The sequence below is a fragment of the Bacillus paramycoides genome (genome assembly GCF_001884235.1).
In the GTDB taxonomy this organism is placed as follows: domain Bacteria; phylum Bacillota; class Bacilli; order Bacillales; family Bacillaceae_G; genus Bacillus_A; species Bacillus_A paramycoides.
Map to the genome: position 1 here is coordinate 1 of NZ_MAOI01000084.1, position 16,857 is coordinate 16,857.

General features: G+C 35.7%; 14 protein-coding genes. 8 read left to right on the forward strand and 6 right to left on the reverse strand.

The annotated features are described in order from the left end of the window. Window positions 1–260: 260 nt before the first annotated feature. From gyrA to dnaA, 6 genes are all read right to left on the reverse strand, one after another. A complete protein-coding gene (gyrA, locus tag BAU28_RS19065) occupies window positions 261–2,732 on the reverse strand; it encodes a DNA gyrase subunit A (protein ID WP_071719585.1) in 2,472 nt (823 codons plus the stop codon). Between the two features lie 88 nt (window positions 2,733–2,820). Beyond that, complete coding sequence (gene gyrB / locus BAU28_RS19070; protein WP_071719586.1) at window positions 2,821–4,743, reverse strand: DNA topoisomerase (ATP-hydrolyzing) subunit B; 1,923 nt, start codon at window positions 4,741–4,743, stop codon at window positions 2,821–2,823. Window positions 4,744–4,781: 38 nt separating this feature from the next. Then, window positions 4,782–5,909 carry a DNA replication/repair protein RecF gene (recF, locus tag BAU28_RS19075; protein ID WP_071719587.1) on the reverse strand — a complete coding sequence of 376 codons (1,128 nt, stop codon included), beginning with the start codon at window positions 5,907–5,909 and terminating at the stop codon, window positions 4,782–4,784. Between the two features lie 12 nt (window positions 5,910–5,921). Next, window positions 5,922–6,134 carry a S4 domain-containing protein YaaA gene (gene yaaA / locus BAU28_RS19080; RefSeq protein ID WP_002016484.1) on the reverse strand — a complete coding sequence of 71 codons (213 nt, stop codon included), beginning with the start codon at window positions 6,132–6,134 and terminating at the stop codon, window positions 5,922–5,924. A 128-nt stretch (window positions 6,135–6,262) separates the two neighbouring features. Then, window positions 6,263–7,408, reverse strand: coding sequence for a DNA polymerase III subunit beta (gene dnaN, locus BAU28_RS19085; protein ID WP_071719588.1), 1,146 nt, complete (start codon window positions 7,406–7,408; stop codon window positions 6,263–6,265). Between the two features lie 182 nt (window positions 7,409–7,590). After that, window positions 7,591–8,931, reverse strand: a complete 1,341-nt coding sequence (gene dnaA / locus BAU28_RS19090; protein WP_002174518.1) for a chromosomal replication initiator protein DnaA — start codon at window positions 8,929–8,931, stop codon at window positions 7,591–7,593. 564 nt (window positions 8,932–9,495) lie between these two features. On the opposite strand from dnaA, the gene rpmH reads away from it, so the two are divergent. The 8 genes from rpmH to noc all read left to right on the forward strand — a co-directional run bounded on the left by rpmH (window position 9,496) and on the right by noc (window position 16,728). Continuing rightward, window positions 9,496–9,630 (forward strand): 50S ribosomal protein L34, encoded by a 135-nt coding sequence (rpmH, locus tag BAU28_RS19095; protein WP_000831901.1) that lies wholly within the window; start codon window positions 9,496–9,498, stop codon window positions 9,628–9,630. A 76-nt stretch (window positions 9,631–9,706) separates the two neighbouring features. Beyond that, a complete protein-coding gene (rnpA, locus tag BAU28_RS19100; RefSeq protein WP_002174517.1) occupies window positions 9,707–10,054 on the forward strand; it encodes a ribonuclease P protein component in 348 nt (115 codons plus the stop codon). A gap of 52 nt (window positions 10,055–10,106) precedes the next feature. Then, window positions 10,107–10,874, forward strand: coding sequence for a YidC family membrane integrase SpoIIIJ (gene spoIIIJ / locus BAU28_RS19105; RefSeq protein ID WP_002174516.1), 768 nt, complete (start codon window positions 10,107–10,109; stop codon window positions 10,872–10,874). Beyond that, window positions 10,871–11,488, forward strand: a complete 618-nt coding sequence (jag, locus tag BAU28_RS19110; RefSeq protein WP_071719589.1) for an RNA-binding cell elongation regulator Jag/EloR — start codon at window positions 10,871–10,873, stop codon at window positions 11,486–11,488. Before spoIIIJ ends, jag begins: the two co-directional genes overlap by 4 nt. Window positions 11,489–11,714: 226 nt before the next feature. Next, window positions 11,715–13,091, forward strand: coding sequence for a tRNA uridine-5-carboxymethylaminomethyl(34) synthesis GTPase MnmE (gene mnmE, locus BAU28_RS19115; protein WP_071719590.1), 1,377 nt, complete (start codon window positions 11,715–11,717; stop codon window positions 13,089–13,091). Window positions 13,092–13,119: 28 nt separating this feature from the next. After that, a complete protein-coding gene (gene mnmG, locus BAU28_RS19120) occupies window positions 13,120–15,009 on the forward strand; it encodes a tRNA uridine-5-carboxymethylaminomethyl(34) synthesis enzyme MnmG (protein WP_002174513.1) in 1,890 nt (629 codons plus the stop codon). A 21-nt stretch (window positions 15,010–15,030) separates the two neighbouring features. Beyond that, window positions 15,031–15,750: a 16S rRNA (guanine(527)-N(7))-methyltransferase RsmG gene (gene rsmG, locus BAU28_RS19125; protein WP_002174511.1), complete on the forward strand. Its 720-nt coding sequence runs from the start codon at window positions 15,031–15,033 to the stop codon at window positions 15,748–15,750. A 105-nt stretch (window positions 15,751–15,855) separates the two neighbouring features. Further along, on the forward strand, window positions 15,856–16,728 hold the full coding sequence (gene noc / locus BAU28_RS19130) for a nucleoid occlusion protein (protein ID WP_071719591.1): 873 nt from the start codon (window positions 15,856–15,858) through the stop codon (window positions 16,726–16,728). The last annotated feature ends 129 nt before the right edge of the window (window positions 16,729–16,857 follow it).

The window sequence follows — 16,857 nt, forward strand, 5'->3', positions numbered from 1 at the left end:
GATCAAACTCTCCAATAAAGTTAGTTTGTCTAGCATCTAAAAATAAAAATTGACGTTTCACGTTGTTTGTTTCGTTTAGTTTTCAAAGTTCAACATCGCGTTTCAGCGACTTTTATAATATATCATAGTATATTATTTTCGTCAACAAGTTTTTTTGATAATTTGTATCACTCATTTGCTGACTCTGCCTATTATATAGACTTTCTTATTACTATGCAAGTATTATTATAAAAAAATAAAGAGCGGGGAAATCCCCACTCTTATTCTTCAGAAGAAACCTCTTCGGTAACTTCTTCTTCGTCATCTTTTTGTGCTTTTGCAACTGTCGCTACCTCTTGTTCACCCTCTAATCGAATTAGGCGAACACCTTGTGTATTACGTCCCATTTGAGAGATTTGATCAACCGGCATACGAATAATAATACCCGCTGCTGTTATTAACATAACGTCTTCTTCACCTGTTACAGACTTAACCGCTACTAATTTACCGTTTTTATCTGTAATATTACAAGTCTTCAGACCTTTACCACCACGACTTTGCAGGCGGTATTCATCAATTGGCGTACGCTTTCCATAACCATTTTTCGTTACAATTAGAACATTTACATCCTCTTCGACAATTTCCATACCTACGACTTGATCTTCATCACCTAATGTAATTGCTTTTACACCAGCCGCATTACGTCCCATAGAACGCACATCTTGCTCATTGAAACGAATTAACATACCGTTACTTGTTCCAACGATAATATCCTTATCCCCAGATGTTAAGCGTACAGAGATTACTTCATCCTCTTCACGAAGAGAAATTGCAATTAAACCATTCGTACGTATATTTGCAAATGATGAAAGTGGTGTTCTCTTAGAGATACCTTGTTTCGTTGTGAAGAATAAGAACTGATCGTCACCAAATTCACGAATCGGAATAATAGCGTTGATCCACTCACCTTTATCTACTCCTAATAGGTTAATAATAGGTAGCCCTTTCGCCGTACGACTATATTCTGGAATTTCATATCCTTTTGTACGGTATACTTTACCCTTGTTTGTGAAGAATAAAATATGATCATGGGTAGACGTTGTTAATAAATGTTCAACGAAGTCATCATCATTCGTACCCATTCCTTGTACACCACGTCCCCCACGGTTCTGTGTTTTGTACGTGGACGCTGGTAACCTTTTAATATAACCATTGTGAGTTAATGTAATTGCAATGTTTTGCTCTGGAATTAAATCTTCATCTTCGATAGATTCCATACCGCCGATTGTGATTTCAGTTCGTCTCTTGTCATTAAAACGTTCTTTTACTTCCGTTAATTCCTCACGAATGATCTCAAGAACCTTCTCTTCATCTGCTAAAATTGCTTTTAATTCTGCAATTAGCTTCATTAAGTCTTGATATTCTTGTTCGATTTTTTCACGTTCTAGTCCAGTTAAACGTTGCAGACGCATATCTAAAATCGCCTGTGCTTGTTTTTCACTTAAGCCGAAGCGTTCCATTAAACCTTGTTTTGCAATATCGGCTGTTTTTGAACTACGGATTAACGTAATAACTTCATCAAGATGATCTAAAGCAATTCGTAATCCCTCTAAAATATGAGCGCGCGCTTCCGCTTTCTCTAATTCATAAGCAGTACGTCTACGAATCACGACCTTCTGATGCTCTAAATAATGATATAAATTTTGTTTTAAATTCAGAACTTGTGGCTCTCCATTTACAAGAGACAACATATTAATACCGAAACTTGTTTGAAGTGCTGTGTGTTTATATAGATTATTTAATAGTACATTGGCATTTGCATCGCGACGTACTTCCATAACAATACGCATACCATTTCGATCCGATTCATCACGTAAATCTGTAATACCTTCAATTTTCTTATCACGAACTAATTCTGCAATTTTTTCAATTAAACGTGCCTTATTAACTTGATAAGGTAGCTCAGTTACAATAATAGATTGTTTACCGTTGGCTCTCTCTTCAATTTCAACTTTAGCACGAATTATAATAGAACCACGACCTGTCTCGTAAGCTCTTCGAATCCCACTTCTTCCTAAGATCAAACCTGCTGTTGGGAAATCTGGTCCTGGAATACATTCCATTAATTCAGCAATGGTAATTTCGGGATTATGACTTAATGCCAATACACCATCAATTACTTCCCCAAGTTGATGCGGTGGAATATTCGTTGCCATACCAACCGCAATACCTGTTGTACCATTTACTAATAAATTAGGGAAACGGGCTGGTAATACAATCGGTTCTCTCTCAGAACCATCATAGTTATCTTGATAGTCAATTGTATTTTTGGTAATATCTCGTATTAATTCCATAGAGATCTTAGACATTCTTGCTTCTGTATAACGCATTGCTGCCGCTGAATCTCCATCAACAGAACCGAAATTACCATGTCCGTCAACAAGCATATAACGTTGACTAAAATCTTGCGCCATACGTACCATTGTTTCATAAACAGCTGAATCACCGTGTGGATGATACTTACCGATTACTTCGCCGACAATACGCGCCGATTTCTTATATGCTTTGTCAGCTGTAATTCCTAAATCATTCATTGCGTATAAAACCCTGCGATGTACGGGTTTTAATCCATCACGAACATCTGGTAGTGCACGAGATACGATAACACTCATTGCGTAATCTAAAAATGAGGTACGCATTTCGTGACTAATATTAATTTCTCGAATTCGTGCTTGTTGTTGATTATCTGACATCAACGAGCACCTCCTCTTACATTTCCGTTACACATACATTGATTTATATGTAGAAGACAGGAATACTTAGATCCCTGTCATTACTTACTTAAATATCAAGGTTTTTCACGTATTTTGCATTTTCTTGGATAAAATTACGACGTGGTTCTACTTTATCACCCATTAAAATTTCAAATGTTTCGTCTGCCTCAATTGCATCTTGAAGAGAAACTTGAAGTAATGAACGTACTTCTGGGTCCATTGTCGTTTCCCATAACTGAGTTGGATTCATTTCCCCTAGACCTTTATAACGCTGAATTCCCGGTTTCGGATGAGCTGGTAGCTCCGCTAATATCTTTTCAAGCTCTCTATCATTGTAAGCATATTGAATTTTTTTACCTTGTTGTACTTTAAACAACGGTGGCTGTGCAATATATATATAACCATACTCAATGATTTGACGCATATAACGATAGAAGAACGTTAATAATAGGGTACGAATATGCGCACCATCCACGTCAGCATCTGTCATAATAATAACTTTATGATAACGAGCCTTCTCTATATCGAAGTCCCCACCAATATTTGTACCAATCGCTGTTATAATTGTACGCACTTCATCATTTGATAAAATCTTATCTAAGCGTGCCTTTTCAACATTAATAATTTTACCCTTCAGTGGTAAAATCGCTTGGAAATGACGATCGCGCCCTTGTTTCGCTGATCCCCCCGCAGAGTCGCCCTCTACGATATAAATTTCGCTAATTGCTGGATCTTTAGAAGAACAATCTGCCAACTTCCCTGGTAAACTTGAGACTTCTAGAGCACTCTTTCGGCGCGTTAATTCACGAGCTTTTTTAGCCGCTACACGTGCACGCGCTGCCATAGTCCCTTTATCTACAATTTTACGTGCAACATTGGGATTTTCCAGCAAGAACTTCTCAAACGCCTCTGAGAATACAGACTCTGTAATCGTTCTCGCTTCACTATTCCCAAGTTTCGTCTTTGTTTGTCCTTCAAATTGTGGATTTGGATGTTTAATTGACACGATTGCTGTTAAACCTTCACGAACATCTTCACCAGTTAAATTACTATCCGCATCTTTTAAAATGTTATTTTTACGACCATAATCGTTAATTACACGTGTTAGGGCAGTCTTAAAGCCTACCTCATGCGTACCGCCTTCATACGTATGAATATTATTTGTAAATGAGTAAATATGATTAGTATATCCTTCGTTATATTGAAGGGAAACCTCAACCTGAATTCCATCTTTTGAACCTTCAACATATACAGGTTCTTCATGAATCGGTTGCTTTGAACGATTTAAATGTTCAACATATGATTTAATTCCACCTTCATAATGGAATTCTTTCTTTTGCTTATGTTCACGCTTATCTTCAATTGTTAATTTAATATTACGATTTAAAAACGCTAGCTCACGCATACGGGTAGCTAATGTATCAAATTCGTATTCTGTCGTCTCTTGAAAAATTTCTGGATCTGGCTTAAATCGTGTTATTGTTCCTGTGCGGTCTGTTTCACCTATTACCTTTAAATCCGCAACCGGGATACCACGTTCATATTTTTGATAGTGAACTTTTCCATCTCGATGTACAAATACCTCTAATTCTGTTGATAAAGCATTTACAACAGATGCACCTACTCCGTGCAAACCACCGGAGACTTTATAACCGCCACCGCCAAATTTCCCTCCAGCATGAAGGACCGTCATAATAACCTCTACAGCAGGACGTCCCATTTTCTCTTGAATACCAACTGGGATACCACGACCATCATCTGTTACAACAATACTATTATCTTCTTCAATACTGACATTAATTTCATCACAATATCCGGCTAAAGCTTCGTCAATACTATTATCAACTATTTCCCATACGAGGTGATGAAGACCTTTTCCACTTGTAGAGCCGATATACATACCAGGACGCTTACGAACCGCTTCCAGTCCTTCTAACACCTGAATCTGACTTTCATCATATGCATTTTCCTGCATTTGCTTTTGTTCCATTGACACAAAGATCACCTACTTTTCCATTTAAACAGAAATTATTTTCTGTCTATTTCACAATCTACCGTGCCGTTCGTTACATGAATTGTTTTCGCTTCTTTCAATGTTTCGTGTTCAATTCCGTCGACACTCGTCGTTGTCACAAATGTTTGCACTTTTCCTTGAATTGTATTTAGCAGATGCGATTGACGATAATCATCTAATTCTGATAACACATCATCTAGTAAAAGGATTGGATATTCCTTAACCTCTGAGTATATCAATTCAATTTCAGCCAATTTTAGGGATAGTGCGGTTGTTCGTTGTTGTCCTTGTGAACCAAAGACTTGAACATTTTTACTATTAACGAAGAATTGTAAATCATCACGATGAGGACCGAGTAAAGTTGTACCACGAAAAATTTCACGTTGTTTCACAGTTTGAAAACTTTCATAGTATACTTCTTTTATTTTCGACAAATCCATTGATTCTGATACATCTACGCTTGGTTTATACACGATTTCTAGCTCCTCTAATCCCCTGCTAATTCCACGGTGAATTGGAGCAGCCCATTCTTGTAGTAAATGTAAAAACTCAAAACGTTTCCGCAAAATTTTCGCACCATGCTCGATAAGTTGAAGTGTAAATACATCCAGCATCGTTTCCTCATTTTTACTATTTCCTTGCATCTTCTTAAGTAAATGATTTCGTTGCGTGAGTACCTTTTGATATTGGCTTAATTCATACAAATAGACAGGAGCTATTTGTCCAAGTTCCATATCCAAAAAGCGTCTTCGTACTTGAGGGCTTCCTTTTACAAGATTTAAATCTTCTGGGGCAAACATAACAACATTCATTTCACCAATGTACTGGCTTAATTTTTGTTGTTCTAACTGATTCAACTTTGCCTTTTTACCTTTTTTTGAAATATTTAATTCTAAAGATAAAGAACTATTTCGCTTTTGTAATCTACCTTTTATATTACCATAATCCTCATCCCAACGAATGAGTTCACGATCGTTCGAAGTTCTATGGGATTTCGCCATCGCCAGTACATATATAGCTTCCATTAGATTCGTTTTCCCTTGGGCATTTTCCCCAATAATTACATTGACTTTATCCTCAAAGGAAAGCTCTAAATGCTCATAATTGCGATAGTTTTTTAATTGTATTTCTGTAATAAACAAAGGGATCCCCCTTTATGCCTGAACTTGGAAAGTTCCGCTTCCCGGAATTTCAACAATATCATTTGCATATAACTTTCGGCCTCTTCTATTTTCAAGTTCTTGATTCACGTATACTTCATATTCTTGTAAGAACCATTTTACAGCGCCACCTGTATCAATTACATCAGCTAACTTTAAAAATTGTCCTAGTGTAATGTATTCTGTTGAAATCTTAATAAGTTTCATAAAATCGCTCACTTTCTGAAAGTGTTCATTCTTTCATTGTACTAAATAAACTAGCATTAGGAAAGTAATACCCTACAAATCAAATAAGGGTCACTAGTACCTTTAAACTAGCAACCCTTAATCCTTACTTAGTAAGTACGGACCGGTAAAATTAATTGGATAATGGAATTATCATTTACTGTACGAATTAAGAACGGTCTCATTGCTCCAGTAAAACTAACTTTAATTTCTGTACTATCTAAAGCTTTTAATGCGTCCATCATATATTTTGCACTAAAAGATATTTTTAATTCTTCTCCATCTACATTTTCACATTGAACCTCTTCTACTACTTTTCCGATTTCTGGCGAATTCGAAGAAATCTCTAGCATCTGTTGTTCTAACGTCGATAATTTAACAACGTTGTTACGACCATCCCTTGCTAATAGTGAAGCACGATCAATTGCTTGTAAAAACTCTTTTGTATTTACAAAAATATCAGTCTTACTCTCAGCTGGAATTAAACGTGTTGTATCTGGATAATTTCCTTCTAACAATCTCGAGAAGAATAATAAATGTTTTGTACGGAATAATACTTGATACTCCGTAATAACGATATCTACCATTTCTTCAGACTCATCTAGAATTTTACTTAATTCATTTAAGCTTTTACCAGGAATAACGACATTTGCTTGAAATTCATCGGCAATATCATGTCCTGCTATTTTCGCTTTACGAAGTGCTAGCCTGTGACTATCTGTTGCAATACAAGTTAATTCGCTGTTATATACTCTCCAGTTTACACCTGTCAAGATTGGTCTTGTTTCAGAACTTGAAACTGCAAATACAGTTTGACGAATCATGTGCTTTAATAAATCTGTTGGAATCTTAAATACATGATGTTCTTCGATTTGTGGTAATAACGGATATTCAGCAGAATCTAAACCGTTTAGATTAAACTCTGATTTTCCAGATTTTATTTTTGTCATAAAATGATTTTCCACAGAAATTTCGACAATGTCTTTAGGTAATTTTTTTACGATCTCACTAAAATATTTTGCTTGTAAAACAATGCTTCCTGATTGTTCAATTTCTACAATTTCTTTTCCAGCATCTTCAACTGGGATAAATGACTCAATGGAAATATCTGCATCGCTACCTGTTAAAGTAACCCCTTCTTCAGTTGCTACAACTTTAATCCCTGTAAGAATTGGAATGGTTGTACGGGAAGAAACAGCCTTCATTACATCTTGTACACTTCTTACAAGATAGTCTTTTTGTATTGTAAAACGCATAACGAAAAACCTCCGGTAAGTATAAGATTTTATTTATTTAATAAAGATAAAAAAGTAGTAGTAATAGTAATAGGACTTGTGGATATGTGGATAACTCTGTTTAGAGATGTAAAAACAGTCTATCTACATGTGGATAGACTGTGCGTAAAACAAAGTAAGTTATTCACACTATTCAGCTACTACTACTTTAAAATATCATTAATTTCTTCAACGTGTTTTTGCAATTGAGTATCCGTTTTTAGTAGCTTCGAAATTTTCTCGTGAGCATGGATAACTGTTGTATGATCGCGACCACCAAATTCTTCACCTATTTTTGGTAAAGATGAGTCCGTAAGTTCACGTGATAAATACATCGCAATTTGGCGAGGGAATGCAACGGATTTTGTGCGTTTTTTCGCTTTAAAATCTTCTAATTTTACTTGATAGACACCCCCAACAGCCTTTTGAATATCAGAAATAGAAATAATCCTAGGTATAGAATTTGGAATAATATCTTTAAGTGCTTCGGCCGCTAAATCAGCATTCATATCTTTATTAATTAAAGATGAATAAGCTACAACTCGAATAAGTGCACCCTCTAGTTCACGAATGTTTGAGTCAATTTGATTTGCGATATAAAGCATAACTTCATTTGGTATATCAAGACCTTCTGCTTTTGCCTTTTTACGTAAAATTGCGATTCTAGTTTCTAAATCTGGTGGCGTAATATCTGTGATTAAACCCCATTCAAAGCGAGAACGAAGGCGATCTTCTAAAGTTGGGATCTCTTTTGGAGGTCTATCACTTGAAATTACAATTTGTTTACTTTCTTCATGTAATGCATTAAACGTATGGAAAAACTCTTCTTGTGTTTGTTCTTTTCCAGCAAGAAATTGAATATCATCTATCAATAAGACATCTACATTACGATATTTATTACGAAAATCGACAGCTTTATTATCACGAATTGAGTTAATGAATTCATTTGTAAATTTTTCAGATGATAAATATACAACTTTTGCATTTGGATTGTGTTCAATTACATAATGACCAATTGCGTGCATTAAATGCGTTTTTCCAAGTCCAACGCCCCCGTAAATAAAGAGCGGATTATAGGCTTTAGCCGGCGCTTCGGCTACAGCTAAAGAAGCAGCATGTGCAAAACGATTACCAGAGCCGATAACAAACGTATCAAATGTATATTTTGGATTTAACATGCTCTGTGGTAAATGGTTAGATTCATCATGTGCTGGATTTTGTTTAACAGAAGGGAGATCTATATCCTCTTCTGCTTGACTTTGGGGAATGATAAAGCGAATAGCTAGTTTTGCCCCTGTTAAATCATAAAGTGTTTCTGAAATTAGTTCTGAATAATGCGATTCTAGCCAGTCACGAGCAAATTCATTTGGAGCTGTAATAGTTAATACATCTTTTTTTAAGTTATGAGCAGTTGTTGATTTTAACCACGTTTCATAACTTGGCTTACTCACCTTTTTTTCTAATTCTTTTAAGGCGCTATTCCATAAATCAGAGATATTTTCCAAAGGTGTCCCTCCTTTACAAAGATGGTAAAAGAATGAGGTTGCGCAACAATTGTACAACCCACAAATATTTTAAATGCATATTTATACGAAACGTATTTTAAAATATAAAAACGTTGTTTGTATCCGAGATAGAGTTTTCGACAAAAAAACAAATGTGGACAACTATTTACCCACATGTGATTTAAACTATCCACATGTTATACACAAATTGTGGATAAAATAATGATGTGGAAAACTTATTCAAAGTGAAAACACAACTATAATATCAAAAAAAAGTGGCTATAGCAATGAAATTAAGAAAGTTATCCACAAAATCAATACCTTGTGGAATAAACTTGTCCACAATACGATATACTGTGTAAAAGTGAAAAAAGGGTTTGTGGATATAAAAAAAGAGGAAATGCATTTATCCACAAGGAAATGTAGGGGTTGTGAAAAAGTGTGTGAATAGATTCAAAATGAATATTTGATGAAAATTTCGAGAACCATTGACATTTTCCTAGTTGATTTACTATAATTTATTAGACTGTCTTTAACAGATATTCCTCAGGGAGGTGTCATATAATGAAAAGAACTTACCAACCAAATAAACGTAAGCGCAGCAAAGTACATGGTTTCCGCAGCCGTATGAGCACAGCGAACGGACGTAAAGTGCTAGCAGCTCGTCGTCGTAAAGGAAGAAAAGTATTATCTGCGTAGACCACTGATCGTTCAGTGGTCTTTTTTTCTAATAATAATGAATTTCCACTGATGAAATACAGGAGTGTCAATTGATATGAAGAAAAAAAATCGTATAAAAAAGAATGATGAATTCCAGGCTGTTTTCCAAAAAGGACAGTCGAATGCTAATCGTCAGTTTGTTGTATACCAATTAGATAAAGAAAAACAGCCACACTTTCGCATTGGCCTTTCTGTTAGTAAGAAAATAGGAAATGCAGTAGTTCGTAATCGAATTAAGCGTATGATTCGCCAATCGATTATAGAATTAAAAGATGAGATAGATTCTGGAAAAGATTTTGTTATAATAGCAAGGAAACCTTGTGCAGAGATGACATATGAAGAGTTAAAGAAAAGCTTAATTCATGTCTTTAAACGCTCTGGTATGAAAATAATAAAAAAGTAGCGTAAGGAAATGAATTACACTATATACATACCGAAACAAGGAGGAGCAGGCTTTGAAAAAGAAAATAGGTTTACTAGCCATGGTTGTTGCATTAATGGCAATTGCTACCGGTTGTAATCAAACGAATCAGCCGATTACATCGAAGAGCACTGGGATTTGGAATGAATATTTCGTATACCCGCTTTCTCAGTTAATCACGTATTTCGCGAAATTGCTTGGTGATAATTACGGTTTAGCGATCGTTGTTACGACTCTTATTATTCGTTTTGCATTATTACCATTAATGATCAAACAAACGAAGAGTACGAAAGCGATGCAGGCGTTACAACCAGAAATGGTGAGGTTAAAAGAGAAATATAGCTCGAAAGACCAAGCAACACAGCAAAAATTACAACAAGAAATGATGCAGTTATATCAAAAAAATGGTGTAAATCCATTAGCAGGATGTTTACCAATATTTGTTCAGATGCCTATTTTATTCGCTTTTTATCACGCGATTATGAGAACATCAGAAATTAGTAAGCATACATTCCTATGGTTTGATTTAGGGCACGCAGATCCGTACTACATCCTTCCGGTTGTTGCGGCTATTACGACATTTATTCAGCAAAAACTTGCAATGGCAGGAACAGCTGGACAAAATCCGCAAATGGCAATGATGATTTGGCTTATGCCAATCATGATTTTAGTCTTTGCAATTAACTTCCCAGCAGCACTATCACTGTACTGGGTAGTTGGTAACATCTTTGGTATCGCTCAAATGTATATGATCAAAGGGCCTGAAATTAAGGCTAGTAAGGCAGGAGGATCAAGCAAGTGAGTATAATTACTGCTAAAGGACAAACAGTCGAGCTGGCAGTACAAGATGCTTTAAGACAATTAAATGCTTCAAAAGATCGAGTAGATATAAACATTATCGATGAGGGCAAGAGAGGATTTCTGGGTTTATTTGGGAATCGTCCAGCTGTAGTAGAAGTTGTATTAAAGAAAGATCCAATCCAGGAGTGTGAAGAATATTTAAAAAATGTTATTCACAATATGGGTGTGGAAGTTGAGATTAGAAAAATTGTAAAAGGACGCGAAGTTGAATTTACAATTTTCGGTGAAAATGTAGGTGTTTTAATTGGAAAAAGAGGTAATACGTTGAATTCTTTACAGTATTTAACAAAACTTGTTGCGAATCGTAATACAAATCAATACATCGGTATTACACTAGATGCTGAAAACTATCGTAGTAAAAGAAAAAACACGTTAGAATCGCTTTCTTATCGATTAGCAAAACAAGTGGTAAGTACGAAAAAAAGAGTTGTGTTAGAACCAATGCCATCTTTTGAACGAAAAATTATTCATCAAGCATTATCTAATCATCAAAGTATCATTACAACTTCTGAAGGAAAAGAACCACATCGGCATGTTGTAATATCTCCCAAATGACCGGTTACTCAATTGAGTGCCGGTTTTTTTGAGGCGAAAATGATTGTGGATAACTAAAAAACACTAAACTTATCCACTGTGAATAAGTTTAGTGTTTTTTACATGAGGACATAATAAAATGAGTTATTATTCTTTTGTAGATAGGTTCGTTATGGTATCCTAATAATTTAGTGAAGGAAAAAATCATGTTGAAATATAGATAAATAAGCAAGTGAGGTGAAAGGACATGGAATTTGATACAATTGCCGCGATTTCCACAGCACTTGGGGAAGGTGCAATTGCCATTGTTCGAGTAAGTGGGGATGATGCGGTTGAGAAAGTGAATCGTATTTTTAAAGGGAAGGATTTAACAGAGGTTCCTTCTCACACTATTCATTATGGTCATATTGTTGATTTAGATACAAATCAAGTTATTGAAGAAGTTATGGTGTCTATTATGCGTGCACCAAGGACTTTTACACGTGAAAATATAGTGGAAATTAACTGTCATGGTGGACTTGTTTCGGTAAATAAAGTACTACAGCTTATTTTAGCACAAGGAGTACGATTAGCTGAGCCTGGTGAATTTACAAAACGTGCTTTTTTAAATGGACGTATTGATTTATCACAAGCAGAAGCTGTTATGGATTTAATCCGTGCAAAAACAGATCGTGCAATGAATGTAGCAATTAACCAAATGGAAGGACGATTATCTAAATTGATTGGTCGTCTGCGTCAGGAAATATTAGAAACATTAGCTCATGTTGAGGTAAATATAGATTACCCAGAATACGATGATGTAGAAGAGATGACGCATAATATTTTAATTGAGAAAGCCACACATGTCCGTGCTGAAATTGAAAAGATATTAGAAACGTCGAAGCAAGGGAAAATTTTACGTGAAGGTATCGCAACCGCAATTATCGGTAGACCTAACGTTGGAAAGTCATCGCTATTAAATAGTCTTGTTCAGGAGAAAAAAGCAATCGTAACCGATATTGCAGGAACAACTCGTGATGTTATTGAAGAGTACGTTAATGTGCGTGGTGTACCACTTAAACTTATAGATACAGCCGGAATTCGTGAAACGGAAGATGTTGTTGAGCGAATTGGTGTAGAGCGTTCGAAAGAAATGATGAATCAAGCGGACTTAGTGTTAGTTGTAGTCAACTATAGCGAGGCTTTAACAAATGAAGATGAAGAACTATTCCGTGCTGTACAAGGAAAAGATTTCATTGTCATTGTAAATAAGACAGATCTACCGCGAGAAATTGATATGGAACGTGTTACAGAGTTAGCGGTGGGTAATCGTGTTATTACAACATCCTTAATTGAGGAACGAGGAATTGATGAGCTTGAAAAGGCAATAGCTGATTTATTCTTTGAAGGAGCAATTGATTCTGCAGATATGACATATGTTTCTAATGCGAGACATATCGGGCTATTAACACAAGCAGGAAAAACAATTGGTGATGCAATTGAAGCGATAGAAAATGGTGTGCCAATTGATATGGTACAAATCGATTTAACAAGAACGTGGGAAATACTTGGTGAAATTACTGGTGATACCGTCCATGAAAGCTTAATTGACCAATTGTTCTCTCAATTTTGTTTAGGAAAATAATACAGAGATTATTTAGGAGGAATAAACAATGGGATACAATGCCGGTTCATACGATGTCATAGTAATCGGTGCAGGTCATGCAGGATGTGAAGCTGGTCTTGCGGCAGCACGAATGGGCTCAAAAACCTTAATGCTAACAATTAATTTAGATATGGTAGCGTTCATGCCATGTAACCCTTCTGTTGGTGGACCAGCAAAAGGGATTGTTGTTCGTGAAATTGATGCATTAGGCGGAGAAATGGGACGAAATATTGATAAAACGCATATTCAAATGCGTATGTTAAATACAGGTAAAGGACCAGCTGTACGTGCACTTCGAGCACAAGCTGATAAATTCTCTTACCAGCATGAATTGAAGAAAACGATTGAAGAGACACCAAACTTAACGTTGTTCCAAGGAATGGTAGAGCGTTTAATTGTTGAAGATGGTGTATGTAAAGGGGTAATTACGCAAGCTGGTGCCGAATATACAGCAAAAACAGTTGTAATTACGACTGGAACATTTTTACGTGGTGAGATTATTATGGGCGACTTGAAATATTCGAGCGGTCCAAATAATCAGCAACCATCTATTACATTATCTGAACATTTAGAGGAACTTGGATTTGATCTTGTGAGATTTAAAACAGGTACACCTCCGCGTGTAAACAGTAATACAATTGACTACAGTAAGACAGAAATTCAACCAGGTGATGATAAACCACGTGCGTTCTCTTTTGAAACGACAAAATTTATTATGGATCAAATTCCTTGTTGGTTGACATATACGAGTACGGAAACACATCGTTTAATAGATGAAAATTTACATCGCTCAGCTATGTATTCTGGTATGATTAAAGGAACGGGACCTAGATACTGCCCTTCTATTGAAGATAAAGTAGTAAGATTTAATGATAAACCACGTCATCAAATTTTCTTAGAGCCAGAGGGACGCAACACACAAGAAGTATATGTACAAGGTTTATCCACAAGCTTACCAGAAGATGTACAGCGAGACATGCTTAGAACAATCCCAGGTCTGGAAAATGTTGAAATGATGCGTACAGGTTATGCCATTGAATATGATGCAATTGTGCCAACGCAATTATGGCCAACACTTGAAACGAAAAACATTAAAAATTTATATACAGCAGGACAAATTAATGGAACTTCTGGTTACGAAGAAGCGGCAGGACAAGGACTTATGGCTGGAATTAATGCAGCATGCCGTTCTTTAGGTAAAAAAGAAGTTATTTTAGGTCGTGCAGATGCATATATTGGTGTCTTAATTGATGATCTTGTAACAAAAGGTACAAATGAACCATACCGTTTATTAACATCTCGAGCAGAATATCGTTTATTATTACGCCATGATAATGCAGATCTTCGTCTAACTGAGATTGGTCGGGAAATTGGTTTAATTAAAGAAGATCGTTATGAGAGATTTACAAATAAAAAACTACAAATTGAACAGGAAAAGGAACGTTTAGAGAGTATTTTTATTAAACCGCGTCCTGAAGTTCAAGAATTAATTCGTAGTATTGGTGGAAGTGAATTGAAAGATGGGATACGCGCAAGTGATTTATTACGTCGCCCAGAGATGACATATGAGCATATCCATCTTTTAGTACCAAGTGAAGTAGAATTAAATGATGAGATTACAGAACAAGTTGAGATTCAGATTAAGTACGAAGGATATATCGAAAAATCTTTACAGCAAGTAGACCGTATGAAGAAAATGGAAAACAAAAAAATTCCTGTGGATATTGATTATGATGCGATTTCTGGAATTGCATCAGAAGCTAGACAGAAACTAAAAGATGTTCGTCCGCTTTCGATGGGGCAAGCTTCACGTATTTCTGGCGTAAATCCAGCTGATGTTTCCATTTTGCTTGTGTACATTGAACAAGGAAAAATTGCACGAGTATCGAACCAATAAATAGTAAGGAGATATTGCTAGATGAACATAGAACAATTTCAATCTATGCTAGAAGAGAAGGGGATTTCCCTCTCTTCTAGACAGTTAGAGCAGTTCAAAATCTACTTTGAAACGTTAGTAGAGTGGAATGAGAAAATGAATTTAACAGCTATTACGGAGAAAGAAGAAGTATACTTAAAACACTTTTTTGATTCTATTACAGCTGCTTTTTATTATGATTTTTCAAAACCATCCTCTATTTGTGATGTTGGTGCAGGAGCCGGATTCCCAAGCATTCCTTTGAAAATCTGTTTCCCACACTTAAAAGTAACAATTGTAGATTCATTGCAAAAACGTATTAATTTCTTAAATCACTTAGCACAAAAGCTAGAATTAAGTGATGTTGCATTTTGCCATGATCGCGCTGAAACATTTGGGAAAAAAGAAGGTGTACGTGAGTCATACGATATTGTAATGGCACGTGCAGTTGCGCGTCTTTCTGTACTGAGCGAGCTATGTTTACCACTTGTAAAAGTAGGAGGAACATTCATTGCTATGAAAGGTGCAGCAGCGAATGAAGAAATTGAAAATGGCAAGCATGCTTTAGAGGTACTTGGCGGAGAATTAAAAGAAATGTCTACGTTCCAATTACCGTTTGAAGAAAGTGAGCGTAATATTTTATTAATCGAGAAAAAGCGCAAGACACCAAAGAAATATCCACGCAAACCGGGAACACCCAATAAATTACCTATTGAAAAATAAATCTTATTAGACGTAAGATTAAATTATATAAATGAAAACGTAAATGTTTCATAGGAAACATTTTATGTAGAACAGTCAATAGGCCTAAAAGGTGGTGGAATATGTATGAAAAATACGTTTTCTCGTTTATTTGGCTTTGGAGATAAAGAGAGCGAATTCGAATTACAAGACGAAAGCCATGAAGAAATAGATAAAAAGGTATTTGAAGAAATACAAGAAATACCGATAGTAAATATTACCCCTAACCGCTATCAACCGCGAACAGTTTTTGATGATGCACGTATTGAGGAGCTAGCTTTAACGATTCGTACACATGGGCTTATCCAGCCGATTGTTGTGAGACAATATGAGGATGATAAGTACGAGATTATTGCCGGGGAAAGACGTTTTCGTGCAGCAACAAAATTAGGGTGGGAAAAGGTTCCTGCAATAATAAAAAATTTAAATGATACTGAGACAGCTTCTGTGGCGTTAATTGAAAATTTGCAGCGTGAGGAATTAACAGCAATCGAGGAGGCTGTGGCATATCAAAAGCTGATTGAGTTACATAATTTAACACAAGAAGCATTGGCACAACGACTTGGAAAAGGGCAATCCACAATCGCAAATAAATTACGATTATTAAAGTTGCCCGAAGAAATAAAAAATGCATTATTAGAAAAGAGTATTACAGAACGGCATGCTCGCGCTCTTATTCCTTTGAAAAATGAGGAATTACAACTGAAGGTTTTACAAGAAATTGTGGAGAAGCAATTGAATGTAAAGCAAACAGAAGAACGAATTGCGAAGTTACTAGAGGAAGTAAAACCAAAGCGCAAAGCGAAGCAAAAAGCAGTAAGTCGAGATGCGAGAATTGCTATGAATACAATTAGACAATCATTACGAATGGTTGCTAACAGTGGTTTGAATGTTAATTCTGCGGAAGAAGAATTTGATGAGTACTATCAAATTACAATTAAAATTCCGAAGAAAAAATAATTATGTGCTAGAGACCTTATCCTATTGGAAAGGTCTCTTTTACTATATTTTCTTGTTAAATGAAGAAGGAGTTTAGAAATAAATTTTGAAGTTTAATAAGGACGTAAAAGAAAAACTTTTATTTCATGT